Below are 15,840 nucleotides of genomic sequence, written 5' to 3' on the forward strand. Positions count from 1 at the left end.
ATTGCTATTTAATGTTTAACGACCCATTTGCCAATTGCAGGTCATAGTATTTTTCAATTGTGTTTGCCTTGCTTATCGCTAGATTTATTTTGCTCTGAAGCTGTTGTACATCAGCGGTCAATAAGTCGTCCGTATCCGCAATACCATTATCATATTTATCCTTTGTGATGCGATAATTTTCAACGGCTTGATCTACCGCCTGATGGTATACCACATCCTGTTTTTGGGCCAACATGTAGTTTTCATTTGCCTGTTGCACCTGAACCTTTACCCGATCGTTGAGCAGTTCCAAATTCTCATCAATTTCCTTGATCCGATTTTTGACGACATTGACCTCCCTTTTGTTTTTATACAAAGAACCAATATCATAAGATACTCCAACACCCACCATTGCCGCATTCGTTACAGTAACGACCTTCTGTAGACCAAAAGCGTTGTAACCTGCAGTTGCCGAAACCATTGGCAATGTCGAAGACTTGGTCACTTTCAATTGATCTTCGGCAACTTTACGTTGAGAAGCCAACGATTTTAGATCCGAACGCTCAGTTTTTGCAGTTTCATAAGAAGCCTTCAATCCGAGGTCAATTCCAGTTACCTCAGCCAGATTAATCTGATCCAATTGCGTATCCTCTGCAATTTTTAGCAAATTGGCCAATTGATAATTTAGCACCTTAATATTCTTCTGCGCTTCCTGGAGCGACACCTGATAATTAGACAGCTGCAATTCCGCTTTAAGCAGATCGTTTCTTGCAATCAGCCCATTATCCAACATCGCTTTAAAGTCTGAAACACGTTGCTCAGACTGCTTGATATTTTCAGCGATCAACAAATTGGTTTGCTGCGCTTTATATAGATTCAAATAAAGTGCTATCGCACGTGAAGCCAATTGTTCTTTGTTTGCTACAGCGTTCCATTGTTCAGCTTGTAGAACATCTTTTGCTATCGCTATCCCCCCTTTAATCCTGCCCCCGGTATAAATAGGCATACTGACAGATGCCTGCCCCAACCACAGCTGATTTGCTGCGATATCCGGAGCCGAGCCACCCTCACCAAGTGCCAACTTCAGATTCACATTCGGTGTTGTCATCGCCATATATTGCGCGCTCAATTTTGCATCAGGAAGCTGTTTCGATTTGGCACTCTCGACCTCTAGCTGTCTTCCCAATATTTTGGTATCGGCAGTTTTCGCTTCCACACTTTGGTTTGCAGCCATGTGAATTATTTCTTCCAAGCTCAGGTGTTTGTTGTCTTGTGCCAGCAAACCCAGAGGACTTAAAAGCAATAAAGCACTTAAATTGGCCAACTTATTTTTCATATGTCAATAAAGCTTTAATTGTTTTCTGTATAAATTGTGTTAATGTTGTTTCAATATATTGCCCATAGCCACCATCATCGGCTATATTCAATTGATCCTGTAAAAAGACTTGGTTCATCTGAAAATTCATAAAAGTCCCCATCATCATGGAATGAATTAATATGGGATCATTTCCTGTTTTAAATACCCCCTCTGCGATACCACTGTTGATGATAGAAGTGATTACGTCCAGATTATGAATCTTCAATTTTTTAAAAGCTTCCGATATCAACATCCGCTGTTTTAGGGTACTTTCTATTGCAATAACCCGGTAGAGCTTCCGATGAGAGTTCATCGATTTGACATACCTATCAACCATCACATCTACTTTATCAAGAGCATTACCTACCAAAGCGAGCTCATCCACATTAATCATAAAATCTGGAACACGCCATTCAAAAAAGGTATCCAGCAACTTATCTTTCGATCCAAAATAATAGTTGATCATGGCTACATTGACATTCGCCTCCTGTGCAATATCACGCACCGAAGTCCCGTCAAACCCTTTTGTTGCAAAAAGTCGCTCCGCGGCAAGAAGGATATCTATTTGCTTCTCGTTAAATTCCATTTAAAACCCAATCTTTTTATAGATAATTGCACCTACTGTCTTTAAGGATAAAATCATCATTTGTTAAATGCGGAGCAAAGTTAAACAAACGTTTAATTTAAACAAATGTTTAATTATTAAATTTATGTAAAAAAATACACCAAAATCTGGACACAAACACCAGAAATAACATTTAAAAAGCTACATTACAATGTGTTAACATTTTTAAAAAACAAAATCCATTTATTGCTATTTCAAATAGTATGAAAGAAAAACGGATACACAAAAAATAGAATAGAGCTAATTATAGCTTAAAAAGAGGTTAGAAAAAGATTCTTAGGACTGTATGAAAGGGCCTGCCCCACTCTCTAAAATCTCCCCCTTTTATAAATGAAAGTCGGTTATCCGAATTGTCGGAAAACATGCTCTGACAATAAACTGCTGGAAACACCATTGCCGAGTTTAAGATTTGTTTGTATATCGCTATTGGGTGAAACGACAGAAAAAATTACTATAAAAAGTACGGGTTCGATACCTAGCCGCCCATAACGTTCAGGCAAACATTATAGGCGACTGATAAGGATAAACTAATGGTTATATAAAAACTTCTTCTCGCTAGGTCTAAAATACCAGGACACAGCAATAAGGAGCAGATAAAGTAGTGCCGGAGCTATGAGACCAACAGAATCTCCTACAACAATGTGCGAATACAAGGCACCAGTCACCGTGAAGAAAATACCAGCATAAGCCCATTCTTTCAATAGCGGTCTCCTTGGTGAAAGCAGTGCTACGACTGCTAATATTTTCCAGACACCTAGTAGTGGGAGGATATAGTCCGGATACCCCAGATGGTCTACATTTTGTACTCCACCTGCTCCCTCAGTTTTTATCCGAAAGATTTGTATAATGGCTGTAGATACCAGCCCCAAGGACAACCATACCGTTGCAATCCAATAAATTATTTTATCCCTCTTTTTCATTATTATATTGTTTTAGTTTACAATTGACTATTTGTTATGATACTCAGATCTGAATAAGTCCAATAATATTGTTGTTACTATCTTTAGCGCTTGCAACCAGTTTCCCCCCACCGACATCAGTTATATTCCGTATCATTTCGGCACCCCCATCGACAAGAATCTCCAAACTGCTTTTGATATTATCAACATGAAAAAAGGCAGTTAACCCATCTTCCGGGTTATTCGGCACCAGACCGATATCCTGATTATTGACCTTAAAGCCGATGTAATACGGGCTATCCACATACGGCTCCACAGCCAATAATTTTGTGAATAATGCTTTCGATTGTGCCATGTCCTTCACGGGATAAAGCACCGTTTTGATTCCTTGATTCATTGTTATTATATTTTTGCCTACTCTTTTGGATTTTCAGTGACTCCCGTTTTTTGTGGTTGCTGCTCCACTATTTATCTGTTGCATTGCCTATTAGGACTTCAGTCGCATTGAATTTTTCCGCTATAAATTACAAATCATTAAATACGTAGCTACTTGACTACAAATATACATGTAGTTATTTAACTACAAAACATTTTTTGTTTTTTTCCGATTGATGCAGATTCGAATAATTTTTATTCGATGTATCAATTCAGCTCTGAAAAAAGATTGGAACAACAATTGTATGCAGTTAAGTCAATATTAAACTTTACAAGCATGCCATTAAAAGCTTATTTTTTTATCCTGTTCATGGGCCTATCACTGCTTTCGGTAGCTCAACCCAAACACATACGATTAGTAGATGCTCTTTCAGCCGATAATTTCGCAAAACATTTTAACACAGATACAGTACAGTTAAGCCAGCTAAACACGAGCAAAACACCTGCAGGAGTTTTTATTGCTTACGAAAAAGCAGATACGCTTAATTTCAAGCATGAATTTTATAAGAGCTTTGACGGCCCAGGTTACACCAAAGTCGGATTGGCATTTTATGCTAGAAAAGGAAATGATTATCAGCTGTCCTTCAAGAATGATAACGCTTTCTTTTGTGTGTCGTGCAATAATATGCGTTATTACAACGTAAATGCCAGCCGCGATACCGTAAGCATCTCGATTTCGTGGGGGCCGAACGATTTTGGTCGAAGTGAGGGCTATTATTTTGTTTATAGACCGACGGCAAAACGCTGGCAATTGGCTGAACGAGATAATGCTGGATCGGATGACGAAGGTACAAGCAGCAGCGAATATATGACCTATCCTCAAAACGTCAAGGTGTATCTAGACGACTACGATGCTGAGTCCTTATCCTATGATTCCACAGTAATAAGTAATCAGCGGATTGGTCTGAGCTACAAGCCCGGAGACTACGCTGCTCTCCTTCGTTCGTTAAAAGAAATACCTAAAAACAGTCTTTTTTTGCTACCTAGAGTTTTTAACGAGCATACAGCAGAGTATTTTATGGAAAACGGTTTGGACGAGGACCAGCCTGACAATACAAATCCAATTCATGGTAAAAATGTCCTTTCGGCCAATGAGATAGCTTATTTTCTGGAGCAGACGAATCAGCTGGATGCGGCACAAGTTTTTTTAGATAAAGTAATTGAGCGTTTTCCTGAGCGTGAGGTTGCCTATTTAAACCGTGCTGATGTATTTTTCAAAAAAGGGCAATCTTCTTACAAAAAAGCCGAAAAAGATTACCGTACTTACGTCGCACTAATGAATAAACGCGGGTTGCAGGCAAAAATTCCACAGCGAGTCTTAAAATTTCTAAGCACACAATAGTCTTTGACAGCCTGCAATTACCTAATTTAAGATCCGATAGACCATTTCTTTGAGAATCTCCTCGCTATTGAAATTGCTGGGCACGTTGACGCCTTTTGATTTTAGGTCAGTCTCTTTGAGGACGTTTAGTACATCAAAAGTTTTCCGACGATTATAATTTCGCGCAGCCAGTTCATATTCTTTTAGGAAAAACGGATGCACGCCCAATTCTTTGGCGGCAACAGATTTATCAATCAGGTAATGGTATTTTAGTATTTTAGTAAAGTAGGTCGCGACCTGTCCAATTACCATCACTAGCGGGTTATTCTTTGGATTTGCCACAAAATAATCTACGATCTGATAGGCCTTCAAGGCATTGCGTTTTGCTAAAGCCGTATTGAGCTCAAATACATTGAAATCTTTTGAAATACCAATGTTACGTTCTACATCGTCCATACTTATTTCGTGACTCTTAGGCACATTGAGCATCAGTTTATCCAGTTCATTGGATACTTTCGCCAGATCATTCCCCAAATAATCCGCGATTAGCGCTGCTGCCTGTGGATGAATGCGCCAGCCTGCATCCTTTAGATAGCCACCGATCCAGGGGGCAACTTTATCATCATATAATTTAGCGGCATCGATAACCAATCCGGCTTTTTCAAATACCTTATAAATCTTCTTCCGTTTATCGAATTTCCCGTGTTTATAGCAAAAAACCAAGATAGTTGTTGGTGTCAGATGTTCAAGGTATTTCGTTAACATTTCCTCCGTGTCCGATTTCCACTTCAGTTCCTGCGCTTCCTTTATAATAATCACCTGATGGTCGCTCATCATAGGGTATCGTTTTGCCGCATTGACCACTGTGGAGATATCAATATCCTTCCCGTAAAAAACAGATTGATCAAAGCCTTTTTGAGCATCATTCAGCACAGTAGATTCCAGTGCGTCCGCGATGGTATCAATAAAATAGCTTTCCTCCCCCTGCAGTAGATAGACAGGCTTAAAGGATCTGTTCTTTATATCGGATAAGATCGGATTTATATTCATATAGGCGAAATTACGATTTTACTATCAAATCCGTAGCAGCCCTGCGATTAGAATTCGACTTATTATCCAATCTATTTCGACAAAAAGATCTAACCGACTGATTAAAAGAAATAATTCTAAAAGCGAAAAAAACCAATTGAGAGAATCGTATGATCTACTTTTTTTGCTAAAATTTTAGTATATTTGTGTATGTTTTCACCGACACCACTCAATTTGCCACCATTCAAAGCCAAAATATCCAAAAAGAATAATGCGGTTTATATTTTTGATGAGTTGCGAAAAAAGGAACTGGTATTGACACCGGAGGAATGGGTCAGGCAACATTGGATAAACTATTTGGCATTGATCAAGAATTATCCAAAGTCGCTGATGAATATTGAGGGTGGATTGAAACTAAACAGCCTACAGCGACGGAGTGATTTACTGATTTATAATAGTGCGGGACAGAAGGTAGTTTTGGCCGAATTCAAAGCACCGTATATCAAAATCACACAAAAAGTATTCGAACAGATCGCCAATTACAATTCTGTGCATCGGATTCCATACTTACTGGTGAGCAATGGCATAAATCATTATTATTGTAAAGTTGACTTTGAGAACGAATCGTATCAGTTTTTAGAAGAACTTCCCGACTATAACGAAATCGGTTAAGGACTTCTATTTGAAACGGATAAAGCATAAGCCCTATTATAAAAATGCCTTTCTTTGCTGAAAGAGGCGGTATCGAAAAAATGTAAAGTGGATGTAAAACATCTTTGCAATTTATTTGATTTTTAAAATATAGTTTTATATTAGTCCTACAGAATAGAAAAAATAAAAAGATGAATATAGATAAAAACGAATTCAGAAAATATGCAGTAAAGCATCACCGTATTGGAAGTCAACATGTTGACAGTTTTATTGCCCGTACAGAGACTAGCATTCCGACAAATCTTACACCTTACATCGTTGAGGAGCGTCAATTGAACGTTGCACAGATGGACGTGTTTTCACGTCTGATGATGGATCGTATTATATTTTTGGGAAGCGGTATTGATGACCAAGTGGCTAATATTATCCAGGCACAATTGTTGTTTTTACAGTCCACAGATGCACAGCGTGACATCCAGATTTACATCAATTCCCCAGGAGGAAGCGTTTATGCAGGTTTGGGTATCTACGATACGATGCAATATATCACACCGGACGTAGCGACCATCTGTACAGGAATAGCAGCATCTATGGGTGCAGTTCTTCTTGTAGCAGGAGCAAAAGGCAAGCGTGCTGCATTACGTCACTCACGTGTGATGATTCATCAACCATCTGGCGGCGCTCAAGGGGTTGCGGCAGATATGGAAATCAACTTACGTGAAATGATGAAATTAAAAGAAGAATTATATACCATTATTTCAGAACACTCCGGACAAACCTATGAGTGGGTAGAAAAATCTTCTGATCGTGACTACTGGATGAAAGCCAATGAGGCCAAAGAATTCGGTATGATTGACGAGATTTTACTTCCTAAGAAGGAGATTATTAAATAAAGATGGCGAAGAATAACGATAGAGACATTCATTGTTCGTTTTGTGGGATAAGCAAAAATGAAGCTCAGATGCTCATTGCTGGAAATGGAGCACACATCTGTGACAGATGTATCCAACAGGCAGGGGAAATCTTGGCAGAAGAATTAAAACAACGGAAAAGCAAGACATTACAGACTGCATTAAAACTAATACGTCCCCAAGAGATCAAAACACACTTGGATCAGTACGTAATCGGTCAGGATGATGCAAAGAAAGTAATTTCTGTCGCTGTTTATAATCACTATAAACGTTTGAATCAAAAAGTGGATAAAGATGAAATTGAAATCGAAAAATCCAATTTGATTATCGTGGGTGAGACAGGTACGGGAAAGACATTATTGGCAAAGACCGTTGCCAAAATATTGAACGTCCCTTTCTGTATCGTTGATGCGACGGTACTAACCGAGGCAGGTTATGTCGGAGAAGATGTGGAGAGTATTTTGACACGCTTGCTTCAAGCTGCAGATTATGATGTTGCTTCGGCGGAACGTGGTATCATCTATATCGATGAGATTGACAAAATCGCACGTAAGAGCGACAACCCTTCTATCACGAGAGATGTCTCTGGTGAAGGTGTGCAACAGGCGCTATTAAAGATTTTAGAAGGTACAGTTGTCAACGTACCACCTCAAGGTGGCCGTAAACATCCAGACCAGAAAATGATCGCTGTCAATACCAGCAACATCCTATTTATCTGTGGTGGTGCATTCGACGGAATCCAAAAGAAAATTGCAAACCGTCTACGCACACAAACCGTGGGGTATAAGATGAATGAAGACGAAGAGGAAATCGACTTGAACAATCTATACAAGTATATTACACCTCAGGATCTCAAAAATTTTGGATTGATTCCAGAGTTAATTGGACGTCTTCCGGTCTTGACCTACTTAAATCCGCTGGATAAAGAAACCTTGTTGAGTATTTTGACAGAGCCAAAAAATGCATTGGTCAAACAATACAAAAAATTATTTGAGTATGAAGGCGTCGAATTGAAATTTGATACCGAGGTATACACGTTTATTGTAGACAAAGCTGACGAATTTAAACTTGGGGCCAGGGGCTTACGCAGTATATGCGAAGCAATTATGCTGGACGCCATGTTTGAAATGCCGTCAATGAAAGAGCAAACGGGACAGAAAAGTTTGGAAATCACCTTGGATTATGCGAAGAAAAAATTCGAAAAATCCGATCTGAAAAAGCTTAAAGTCGCTTAAAAAAAAATCCCGTTCGCTGAACGGGATTTTTTTTTACCCCTTGCGTTTAAACTGGTTCCTCTTGATGCTGGTTCGCCTCATGAATGCTATCCAACAACATATTATTGAAAGAATTTAATGGATAAAAGTGCTTAAAACAAGCTAAAGTATAATAAAAAAAGAATTAAAAATCTTATATTACAATAATAACATAGCCATAACGGAATGTTGACAGACCGATAAGAGATTAGTGAAATTAAAATTTAATGACTATGACAAAGAAAACTACAAAAAATACTGTAAATAGCCCGATAACACCAGGTTTAAAAACCAAAGAAGAAATCGTGAACAACTGGCTTCCACGTTATACAGGAAGACCTTTGGAAGAGTTTGGAGAGTATATCCTATTAACAAATTTTTCAAAATATATTCATCTATTTTCGGAAATGCATGACAATACCCCTATCTACGGAGAAGACAAACCTATGCAATCAGTGACCGCTGGAGGTATTACCATTATCAATTTTGGAATGGGTAGTCCGATGGCCGCAACGATAATGGACCTATTATCCGCCATTGCCCCTAAGGCCGTGCTATTTTTGGGCAAAACTGGAGGAATTAAGAAAAAGATTCCTGTAGGAGAATTGATCCTCCCTATCGCAGCGATCCGTGGCGAGGGAACATCAAATGATTACTTTCCCCCCGAAGTACCCTCATTACCTGCATTTGCTATGCAAAAAGCGATCTCTACGACAATCCGTGACCATCAACGGGACTATTGGACAGGGACCGTCTACACCACCAATAGACGCGTATGGGAGCACGACAAGGCATTCAAAAAGTACCTGAAATCAATTCGGGCCATGTGTGTCGATATGGAAACAGCAACAATATTCAGTGTCGGTTTTGCGAACAAGATCCCGACAGGTGCTTTGCTGTTAGTTTCCGATCAACCGATGGTCCCTGAAGGAGTAAAAACGTCTGTAAGTGATGTCACGGTTACAGCGAAATATGTAGAAGCACATATCAGTATCGGTATTGATGCCCTAAAACAACTTATCAATAACGGACTGACTGTAAAACACCTTAAATTTTAAGGGATTGATACGATAAGAAAACCGATACTGAAGTTCACTTAAAAAGGTGGACAAAGTTAAAAAATTAGATGCGTGATGAGTCCGATATGAGATATGCCCCAAATAGTGTCTAACTTTTTGGGGTATATCTATGTATTATTGGGCTCATTTTTTTGACGAAGTTTTTTATTCCACCCCCTCCTTCTAGTCCATTCGGACTGCCTACAGCTTGTCTATTTTGGTCGATTATGGTTCGCTCAATAAACCAATGATACTAAATGCTTACTACCTACTGAAAACTAGACATTAAAAACTAATACATAGAATACTTGATTATTAATTGAGCGATTATTAACTATAAATTGAAACGTTAACAAATGTTAATTTACACAATAATTAAACTATTTGGCGTTATATCTTGTATTAGTAACATTACAAAAGCACATATATCAAAAATTTAATCAAGTATTGTGAAGAAAAAAACATTATCTATTTTCAGCGTATCCTTATTGATTTGTTCAGTCTTAGCCACCCAGGTAAGTTGTTCTTCAAGCTCTTCCAAAGAAAATAATACCAATGAAAAACCTGTAGCTTTGCCCTTTTATACGGTTGTAAAATCTGATGCCACCACGATCAAGGACTATCTAGGTACCATTGAGGGAAAAGTGAATGTAGAGGTCCGTCCCCAGGTTGAGGGATTACTGCAAGAAATCTATGTCGATGAAGGTTCTTTTGTACAAAAAGGGCAAAAGTTGTTCAAAGTAGATCCTTCTACCTATCAGGAAAATTTAAACAACATGGTAGCCACGGAACAGGTTGCGCGGGCCAAACTTAAAAATGCGCAATTAGAAGTCGACCGTCTGAAACCGTTGGTTCAAAATGACGTCATTTCAGATGTAAAACTGGCATCAGCCAAATCTGACTATCAAGTTGCAAAGGCAACCCTAGATCAGGCCAGTGCCGCTGTACGTTCCGCACAGATCAGTAAAGACTTTACGATCATTACAGCACCTGTAAGCGGATATATTGGGCGTATTCCTAAGCGTATTGGAAATCTAGTTTCCAAAGGTGACAAAGAACCCCTCACTTACCTTTCCGATATACAAGAAGTCTATGTTTATTTCTCCATGAATGAATCCGACTTCCTCTACTTCTCAAAAGCACAGGCGAAAAAAGACAGTATTGAGGGTAAGAAATACAACCAGAATCAAAAACTGGTATTTCCTCAAGTAACACTGGTTCTCGCCGACGGCGAAGAATATGCGAAAAAAGGGATTGTCGATGCTGTCAATGGGCAGATAAACAGAACCACAGGGGCAATTTCTCTGCGTGCAACTTTCCAAAACCAAGACAATATTTTACGTTCGGGAAGTAGTGGTACACTAAAAATTGCAGAAGTAAAAAAAGACGTCCTACAGATCCCTCAGATTGCCATCAATGAATTACAGGACAAAACTTTTGTCTATATATTGGATCAAAACAATAAAGCACAACGCCGTAATATTCATCTTTCAGGCAAGAGCAAAGGCAATTATATCGTAGACTCAGGTCTCAAGGAAAACGACCGTGTCATTACCAGTGGATTTGACAAACTGACCGATGGTTCGGCCGTTACCCCTATTCCTCAGAAATAATTATCGCACATTTTTACATCGCTGTGGTAACCTATTTTCAGGTTTGCCTGAGCTATGTCTAAAATTCTAATATATGTTAAAAACCTTTATAAACAGGCCCGTTTTAGCCACGGTCATTTCTATCATTTTAGTCATATTGGGCTTGGTGGGATTAAAGCTGCTCCCTGTATCCCGATTTCCAGAAATCGCCCCCCCCAGTGTACTTGTATCACTGAGTTACCCTGGCGCAAATGCTGAAACGGTAGCAAAAAGTGTTTTATTACCTATTGAGGAGGCCATTAATGGTGTGGAAGATATGACCTATATCAAATCGTCTGCTTCCAACTCCGGTTCGGGTAGTGTGTCCGTCTATTTTAAGACCGGAACAAATCCGGACATTGCCTCAGTCAATGTGCAGACCCGTATCTCCAAAGCGATCAGTTCTATTCCAGCTGAAGTAAATGAAGCTGGGATTACCGTCATGCCACGCCAGACTGGGGTTATCATGACCATTAATCTTTACTCGGATCATCAAGATAAGGCCTACGATGAAACCTTTTTACAGGCTTACGCACAGATCAATCTTATGCGTCCTTTATTACGTGTAGATGGTGTAGCACAAGTGTCACGGCTCGGAGCAAGGGATTATGCCATGCGGCTTTGGCTGAATCCAGAAAAGTTGGCCCTTTATAATCTGGTTCCCCAGGATATCATGAATGCTATCAAAGACCAAAACTTTGAGATAGCCCCAGGTAAATTTGGTGAAACTTCCGATGAGGCATTTGAAACGGTCATTCGGCACAAAGGACGCTTTACCACACCCGAAGAATTTCAGGGTATCGTCATCAAGACAAACAATGATGGTTCAGTGCTATACCTCAAAGATGTTGCACGCGTAGAATTTGGTGCAACAAATCTCAGTAGCGACAATAAGGTCAATGGTCATCCCGGACTGACACTCAATCTGACGCAAACCAGCGGCTCCAATGCCCATGATATTGATATCGCTGTCCGGAAAGTACTCGAAGAACAGGCCAAGACATTCCCAAAAGGATTGCATTATGAAGTGACTTATTCCGTACGTGACCAAATTGATGAATCCATCAGCCAGGTTGAACACACTCTTTTCGAAGCATTTATTTTGGTCTTTATCATTGTTTTCATTTTCTTACAGGACTTTAGATCGACCTTAATTCCAGCGATTGCTATACCTGTTTCGTTGATAGGTACCTTCTTTTTCCTCCAGCTCTTTGGCTTCTCGCTCAATGTATTGACCATGTTTGCCCTTGTATTGGCCATCGGTATTGTTGTCGATGATGCCATTGTTGTTGTAGAGGCCATCCATGAAAAGATGCATAGTACGGGGTTAAAAGCTAGAGCGGCGACATTGTCGACCATGTCAGAAATTACCGGTGCAATCCTCTCTATTACCATGGTCATGGCAGCGGTATTTTTGCCTGTTGGTTTTATGGAGGGCCCAGCGGGTATCTTTTATCGACAATTTGCTTACACGCTGGCGACAGCGATCCTAATTTCAGCTTTAAATGCCTTGACATTGAGTCCCGCCCTATGTACATTATTGCTCAAAGCCCCCAAGCAACAAAAGGAAGAAGAAGCTAAATCAAGAATCAACCAATTTAAGGATCGTTTCTTTAAAGCATTCAATACTTCTTTTGATCGCCTGACCACCCGATACGTATCTATTGTCCAGTTGTTGATCAATCATAAAAAAATAGCTTGGATAGGCCTGGTATTGATTACTGCGATCGGAGTCATTTTAATGATCAAAACACCAAAGAGTTTTATACCAACCGAAGACGATGGTTTCATCACCTATAACATTGCGCTTCCCCCCGGGGCTTCATTAAGCCGTACGACAGAAGTACTCCATCGTGCAGACAGTATATTGAAAAAAAGAAAAGATATCGAGGGCATGACGACAGTCTCTGGTTTCAATGCACTGGATGGTAGTTCAAGTCCAGCCTTTGCCGCAGGATATATTACACTTAAACCACATGCCAAACGCAAGCACATCAAAAACATTAATGCCTTTATGGATACAATCAGGAATGACCTCGCACAAATAAATGAGGCCACATTTACTGTATTTCCCAGACCTACAGTACAGGGATTTGGTGATTTTGCCGGTATAGAGATGGTTCTTCAAGATCGCATGGGTGGCGACGTAAGAGACTTTAATACCATTGCAGACACCTTTATCAGCCAGCTGAATACCCGTCCGGAAATCCGTAGTGCTTACACCAGTTTTAAATCCAATTTCCCGCAATACGAGGTGAACATCGATGCTGTCAAGGCAAAATCACTCGGTGTTGAAATCAAAGACTTAATGTCCACCATACGCTCCTATTTTGCACGGGTGCAAGCCAGTGACTTTAATCGTTTTGGCCGCCAATACCGCGTGTATGTACAGTCCGATTTTGATTTCCGCAAAGATCCAGCGTCTTTCAATTCGATTTTCGTGCGAAACAACAAAGGCGAGATGGTGCCCATCAATACCGTTCTGACACTGGAAAAAACTGTCGGCCCCGAAACCATTACCCGTTACAATCTATACAATGCAATTTCCGTCAATATCACTCCAGCAGAAGGCTATAGTACTGACGATGCCATGCAGGCTATCCAAAAGCTAGCCGACGAAAAACTACCCGGAAACTATGGCTTTGAATGGACTGGTATGAGCTATGAAGAAAGCCAATCTGGATCCCAAACTATCCTGATTTTCGTCTTGAGTATCCTATTTGTGTACTTTTTACTCTCCGCACAGTACGAAAGCTATATTCTTCCCTGGGCGGTTTTGCTCTCCATACCTGTTGGTCTGATCGGCGTTTTTTCAGTCATCAACCTTGTCGGTCTACAGAACAACATCTATGTACAGGTTGGATTGATCATGCTGATCGGTCTACTGGCTAAAAATGCGATCCTAATAGTCGAATTTGCCGTACAGGAACGCAAAAATGGAAAAACTATCGTGGAAGCTGCCATCAGCGGTTCAAAGCTAAGGTTAAGGCCAATCCTAATGACCAGTCTTGCCTTCGTTGCTGGCCTAGTTCCACTGATGTGGACTGTTGGCCCTTCGGCTATCGGCAATCACTCCATCAGCTTCAGTGCAGCAGGTGGTATGCTATTGGGAGTTGCCTTTGGCATCTTTATTATTCCGGTACTCTTTGTTGTCTTCAAGGGTCTGGATGAAAAACTACAGGATAAACTAGCTAAAGAAGAAGAATGAAGAACATAAAAAAATACTTTTCAGCACTATTTATAGCTACGGGTTTACTGATTTTAATGAATGCCTGTAAAGTTGGCAAAGATTATGTTCAACCCAAACTAAAATTGCCCGGAACCTTTCGTGGTGACACCTTAGATTATTTTGGTGATACCTCTAGCATGGGGTTGATTCATTGGAAATCGTTCTTTCATGATCCTACCCTAAAGCTACTGATCGATTCAGCGCTGACCAATAATTTTGAAATGAAAACAGCGCTACTCAATTTACAGATCTCCAACAGGGTAATGGCTCAAAATAAGTCAAACTATCTTCCAAGTGTCAGTGCCACCATAGCGAATGGAAACCGTACCTGGCGATCGAAAGAATTTGGGAGTGGTCCATTGTCAAAATACTATGAGCACAAAGGTGAGAAAGCTCCAGAAAATATGTTTGTTTACCAATCTCAATTTGGATCTGACATCAGTTTCAGTTGGGAAATAGATATCTGGAAAAAAATTAGCAGCAAACAGGAACAGCTGCTGGCGGAATACCTAGACACACAGGAAGCCAAAAATGCCATTCAGACCAATATTATCACGTCTGTTGCAAAAGGTTATTTCAATCTGTTGATGTTAGATGCTAAAATTGAAGTCGCCAAACGTAATGTTCAATTGAACGATAGCACATTACGTATGATTAAGCTCCAATACAAAGCAGGCGAGATTACCGCACTGGCCATTCAACAGACAGAATCGCAGCGTCTATTAGCAGCCTCATTGGTACCAGAATTGGAAAAACAGATTGTTATTCAAGAGAATGCACTTCAGACATTAACGGGAAAACTACCCGATAGCATTAAACGCGGAACTTCATACGAGCATCTTTTTGCGGAAAGCAAAGATATATCCTTAGGTTCGCCTGTCGAAATCATACGAAATCGGCCAGATATCCGATCCTCCGAGTTTCAGCTAATGGCCGCCAATGCGAACGCCAATATCCAGCAGGCCATGCGCTATCCTTCGCTTAATATAGGCGGTGTACTGGGCGTAAATTCGATGCTTCCCCGAAACTGGTTCAACATCCCGGGCGCACTATTAGGTGGCATCACCGGCAATCTGACCACCCCTATTTTCAAAAATAAAACATTAAAAACACAATATGAAGTTGCAAAACTTGAACGGGATAAGGCCGAAATTCAACTTCAACAGAAAGTCGTCGAAGCAGTTGCCGAAGTCTCCAACGCTGTAGTTACGGTAGACAAACAGCGGGAACAGCTCGAGCTTGCGAGAAAAAGAGTGGATAACGCGCATCTTGCGGTAAAAAATGCAAACCTGCTCTTCAAAAGTGGCTATGCGACATATTTAGAAGTGATCACCGCACAAAGCAATGCCCTGGATAGCGATCTGGATCTGGTCGAGCTACGCCAGCAGCACCTGGATGGATTTGTGGATCTCTACCGTTCTTTAGGTGGTGGTTGGAGATAATGAATTAAAAACGCTATTTT

Annotated in this window: 13 protein-coding genes; 8 read left to right on the top strand and 5 right to left on the bottom strand. The window is 40.2% G+C overall.

Going from position 1 to position 15,840, the window contains the following annotated elements:
• Positions 1–4: 4 nt before the first annotated feature.
• From OGI71_RS10215 to OGI71_RS10230, 4 genes are all read right to left on the bottom strand, one after another.
• On the bottom strand, positions 5–1,315 hold the full coding sequence (locus tag OGI71_RS10215; protein ID WP_282255333.1) for a TolC family protein: 1,311 nt from the start codon (positions 1,313–1,315) through the stop codon (positions 5–7).
• Positions 1,305–1,922 (bottom strand): TetR family transcriptional regulator, encoded by a 618-nt coding sequence (locus OGI71_RS10220; RefSeq protein ID WP_282255334.1) that lies wholly within the window; start codon positions 1,920–1,922, stop codon positions 1,305–1,307. The genes OGI71_RS10215 and OGI71_RS10220 overlap by 11 nt, the downstream gene beginning before the upstream one ends.
• 566 nt (positions 1,923–2,488) lie before the next feature.
• On the bottom strand, positions 2,489–2,881 hold the full coding sequence (locus OGI71_RS10225) for a DoxX family protein (RefSeq protein ID WP_282255335.1): 393 nt from the start codon (positions 2,879–2,881) through the stop codon (positions 2,489–2,491).
• A gap of 43 nt (positions 2,882–2,924) precedes the next feature.
• Positions 2,925–3,257, bottom strand: coding sequence for a hypothetical protein (locus tag OGI71_RS10230; protein WP_282255336.1), 333 nt, complete (start codon positions 3,255–3,257; stop codon positions 2,925–2,927).
• Between the two features lie 315 nt (positions 3,258–3,572).
• Here OGI71_RS10230 and OGI71_RS10235 point away from each other — a divergent pair, with 315 nt between their 5' ends.
• Positions 3,573–4,637, top strand: a complete 1,065-nt coding sequence (locus tag OGI71_RS10235) for a hypothetical protein (protein ID WP_282255337.1) — start codon at positions 3,573–3,575, stop codon at positions 4,635–4,637.
• 21 nt (positions 4,638–4,658) lie between these two features.
• Here OGI71_RS10235 and holA read toward each other — a convergent pair whose 3' ends face one another.
• Complete coding sequence (holA, locus tag OGI71_RS10240; RefSeq protein ID WP_282255339.1) at positions 4,659–5,666, bottom strand: DNA polymerase III subunit delta; 1,008 nt, start codon at positions 5,664–5,666, stop codon at positions 4,659–4,661.
• 189 nt (positions 5,667–5,855) lie between these two features.
• On the opposite strand from holA, the gene OGI71_RS10245 reads away from it, so the two are divergent.
• From OGI71_RS10245 to OGI71_RS10275, 7 genes are all read left to right on the top strand, one after another.
• A complete protein-coding gene (locus OGI71_RS10245) occupies positions 5,856–6,317 on the top strand; it encodes a type I restriction enzyme HsdR N-terminal domain-containing protein (RefSeq protein ID WP_282255340.1) in 462 nt (153 codons plus the stop codon).
• A 170-nt stretch (positions 6,318–6,487) separates the two neighbouring features.
• Positions 6,488–7,189: an ATP-dependent Clp endopeptidase proteolytic subunit ClpP gene (gene clpP / locus OGI71_RS10250; protein WP_259178204.1), complete on the top strand. Its 702-nt coding sequence runs from the start codon at positions 6,488–6,490 to the stop codon at positions 7,187–7,189.
• A 2-nt stretch (positions 7,190–7,191) separates the two neighbouring features.
• Positions 7,192–8,442 carry an ATP-dependent Clp protease ATP-binding subunit ClpX gene (gene clpX, locus OGI71_RS10255; protein WP_282255342.1) on the top strand — a complete coding sequence of 417 codons (1,251 nt, stop codon included), beginning with the start codon at positions 7,192–7,194 and terminating at the stop codon, positions 8,440–8,442.
• A 251-nt stretch (positions 8,443–8,693) separates the two neighbouring features.
• The gene (locus tag OGI71_RS10260) at positions 8,694–9,518 is read left to right on the top strand and encodes an AMP nucleosidase (RefSeq protein WP_282255343.1); all 825 of its coding nucleotides are present in this window, start codon (positions 8,694–8,696) and stop codon (positions 9,516–9,518) included.
• A 449-nt stretch (positions 9,519–9,967) separates the two neighbouring features.
• Positions 9,968–11,131, top strand: a complete 1,164-nt coding sequence (locus OGI71_RS10265; protein WP_282255344.1) for an efflux RND transporter periplasmic adaptor subunit — start codon at positions 9,968–9,970, stop codon at positions 11,129–11,131.
• Between the two features lie 73 nt (positions 11,132–11,204).
• A complete protein-coding gene (locus OGI71_RS10270) occupies positions 11,205–14,357 on the top strand; it encodes an efflux RND transporter permease subunit (protein WP_282255345.1) in 3,153 nt (1,050 codons plus the stop codon).
• On the top strand, positions 14,354–15,820 hold the full coding sequence (locus OGI71_RS10275) for an efflux transporter outer membrane subunit (RefSeq protein ID WP_282255346.1): 1,467 nt from the start codon (positions 14,354–14,356) through the stop codon (positions 15,818–15,820). Before OGI71_RS10270 ends, OGI71_RS10275 begins: the two co-directional genes overlap by 4 nt.
• Positions 15,821–15,840 lie beyond the last annotated feature (20 nt).

It is taken from the genome of Sphingobacterium sp. ML3W, assembly GCF_029542085.1.
Classification (GTDB): domain Bacteria; phylum Bacteroidota; class Bacteroidia; order Sphingobacteriales; family Sphingobacteriaceae; genus Sphingobacterium.

Bases quoted from the DNA above. Each gene is read 5' to 3' on its own strand.
- clpX (WP_282255342.1), top strand. From the start codon at position 7,192: ATGGCGAAGAATAACGATAGAGACATTCATTGTTCGTTTTGTGGGATA.
- OGI71_RS10270 (WP_282255345.1), top strand. From the start codon at position 11,205: ATGTTAAAAACCTTTATAAACAGGCCCGTTTTAGCCACGGTCATTTCT.
- OGI71_RS10245 (WP_282255340.1), top strand. From the start codon at position 5,856: ATGTTTTCACCGACACCACTCAATTTGCCACCATTCAAAGCCAAAATA.
- clpP (WP_259178204.1), top strand. From the start codon at position 6,488: ATGAATATAGATAAAAACGAATTCAGAAAATATGCAGTAAAGCATCAC.
- OGI71_RS10225 (WP_282255335.1), bottom strand. From the start codon at position 2,881: ATGAAAAAGAGGGATAAAATAATTTATTGGATTGCAACGGTATGGTTG.
- OGI71_RS10215 (WP_282255333.1), bottom strand. From the start codon at position 1,315: ATGAAAAATAAGTTGGCCAATTTAAGTGCTTTATTGCTTTTAAGTCCT.
- OGI71_RS10260 (WP_282255343.1), top strand. From the start codon at position 8,694: ATGACAAAGAAAACTACAAAAAATACTGTAAATAGCCCGATAACACCA.
- OGI71_RS10235 (WP_282255337.1), top strand. From the start codon at position 3,573: ATGCCATTAAAAGCTTATTTTTTTATCCTGTTCATGGGCCTATCACTG.
- OGI71_RS10220 (WP_282255334.1), bottom strand. From the start codon at position 1,922: ATGGAATTTAACGAGAAGCAAATAGATATCCTTCTTGCCGCGGAGCGA.
- OGI71_RS10275 (WP_282255346.1), top strand. From the start codon at position 14,354: ATGAAGAACATAAAAAAATACTTTTCAGCACTATTTATAGCTACGGGT.
- OGI71_RS10230 (WP_282255336.1), bottom strand. From the start codon at position 3,257: ATGAATCAAGGAATCAAAACGGTGCTTTATCCCGTGAAGGACATGGCA.
- holA (WP_282255339.1), bottom strand. From the start codon at position 5,666: ATGAATATAAATCCGATCTTATCCGATATAAAGAACAGATCCTTTAAG.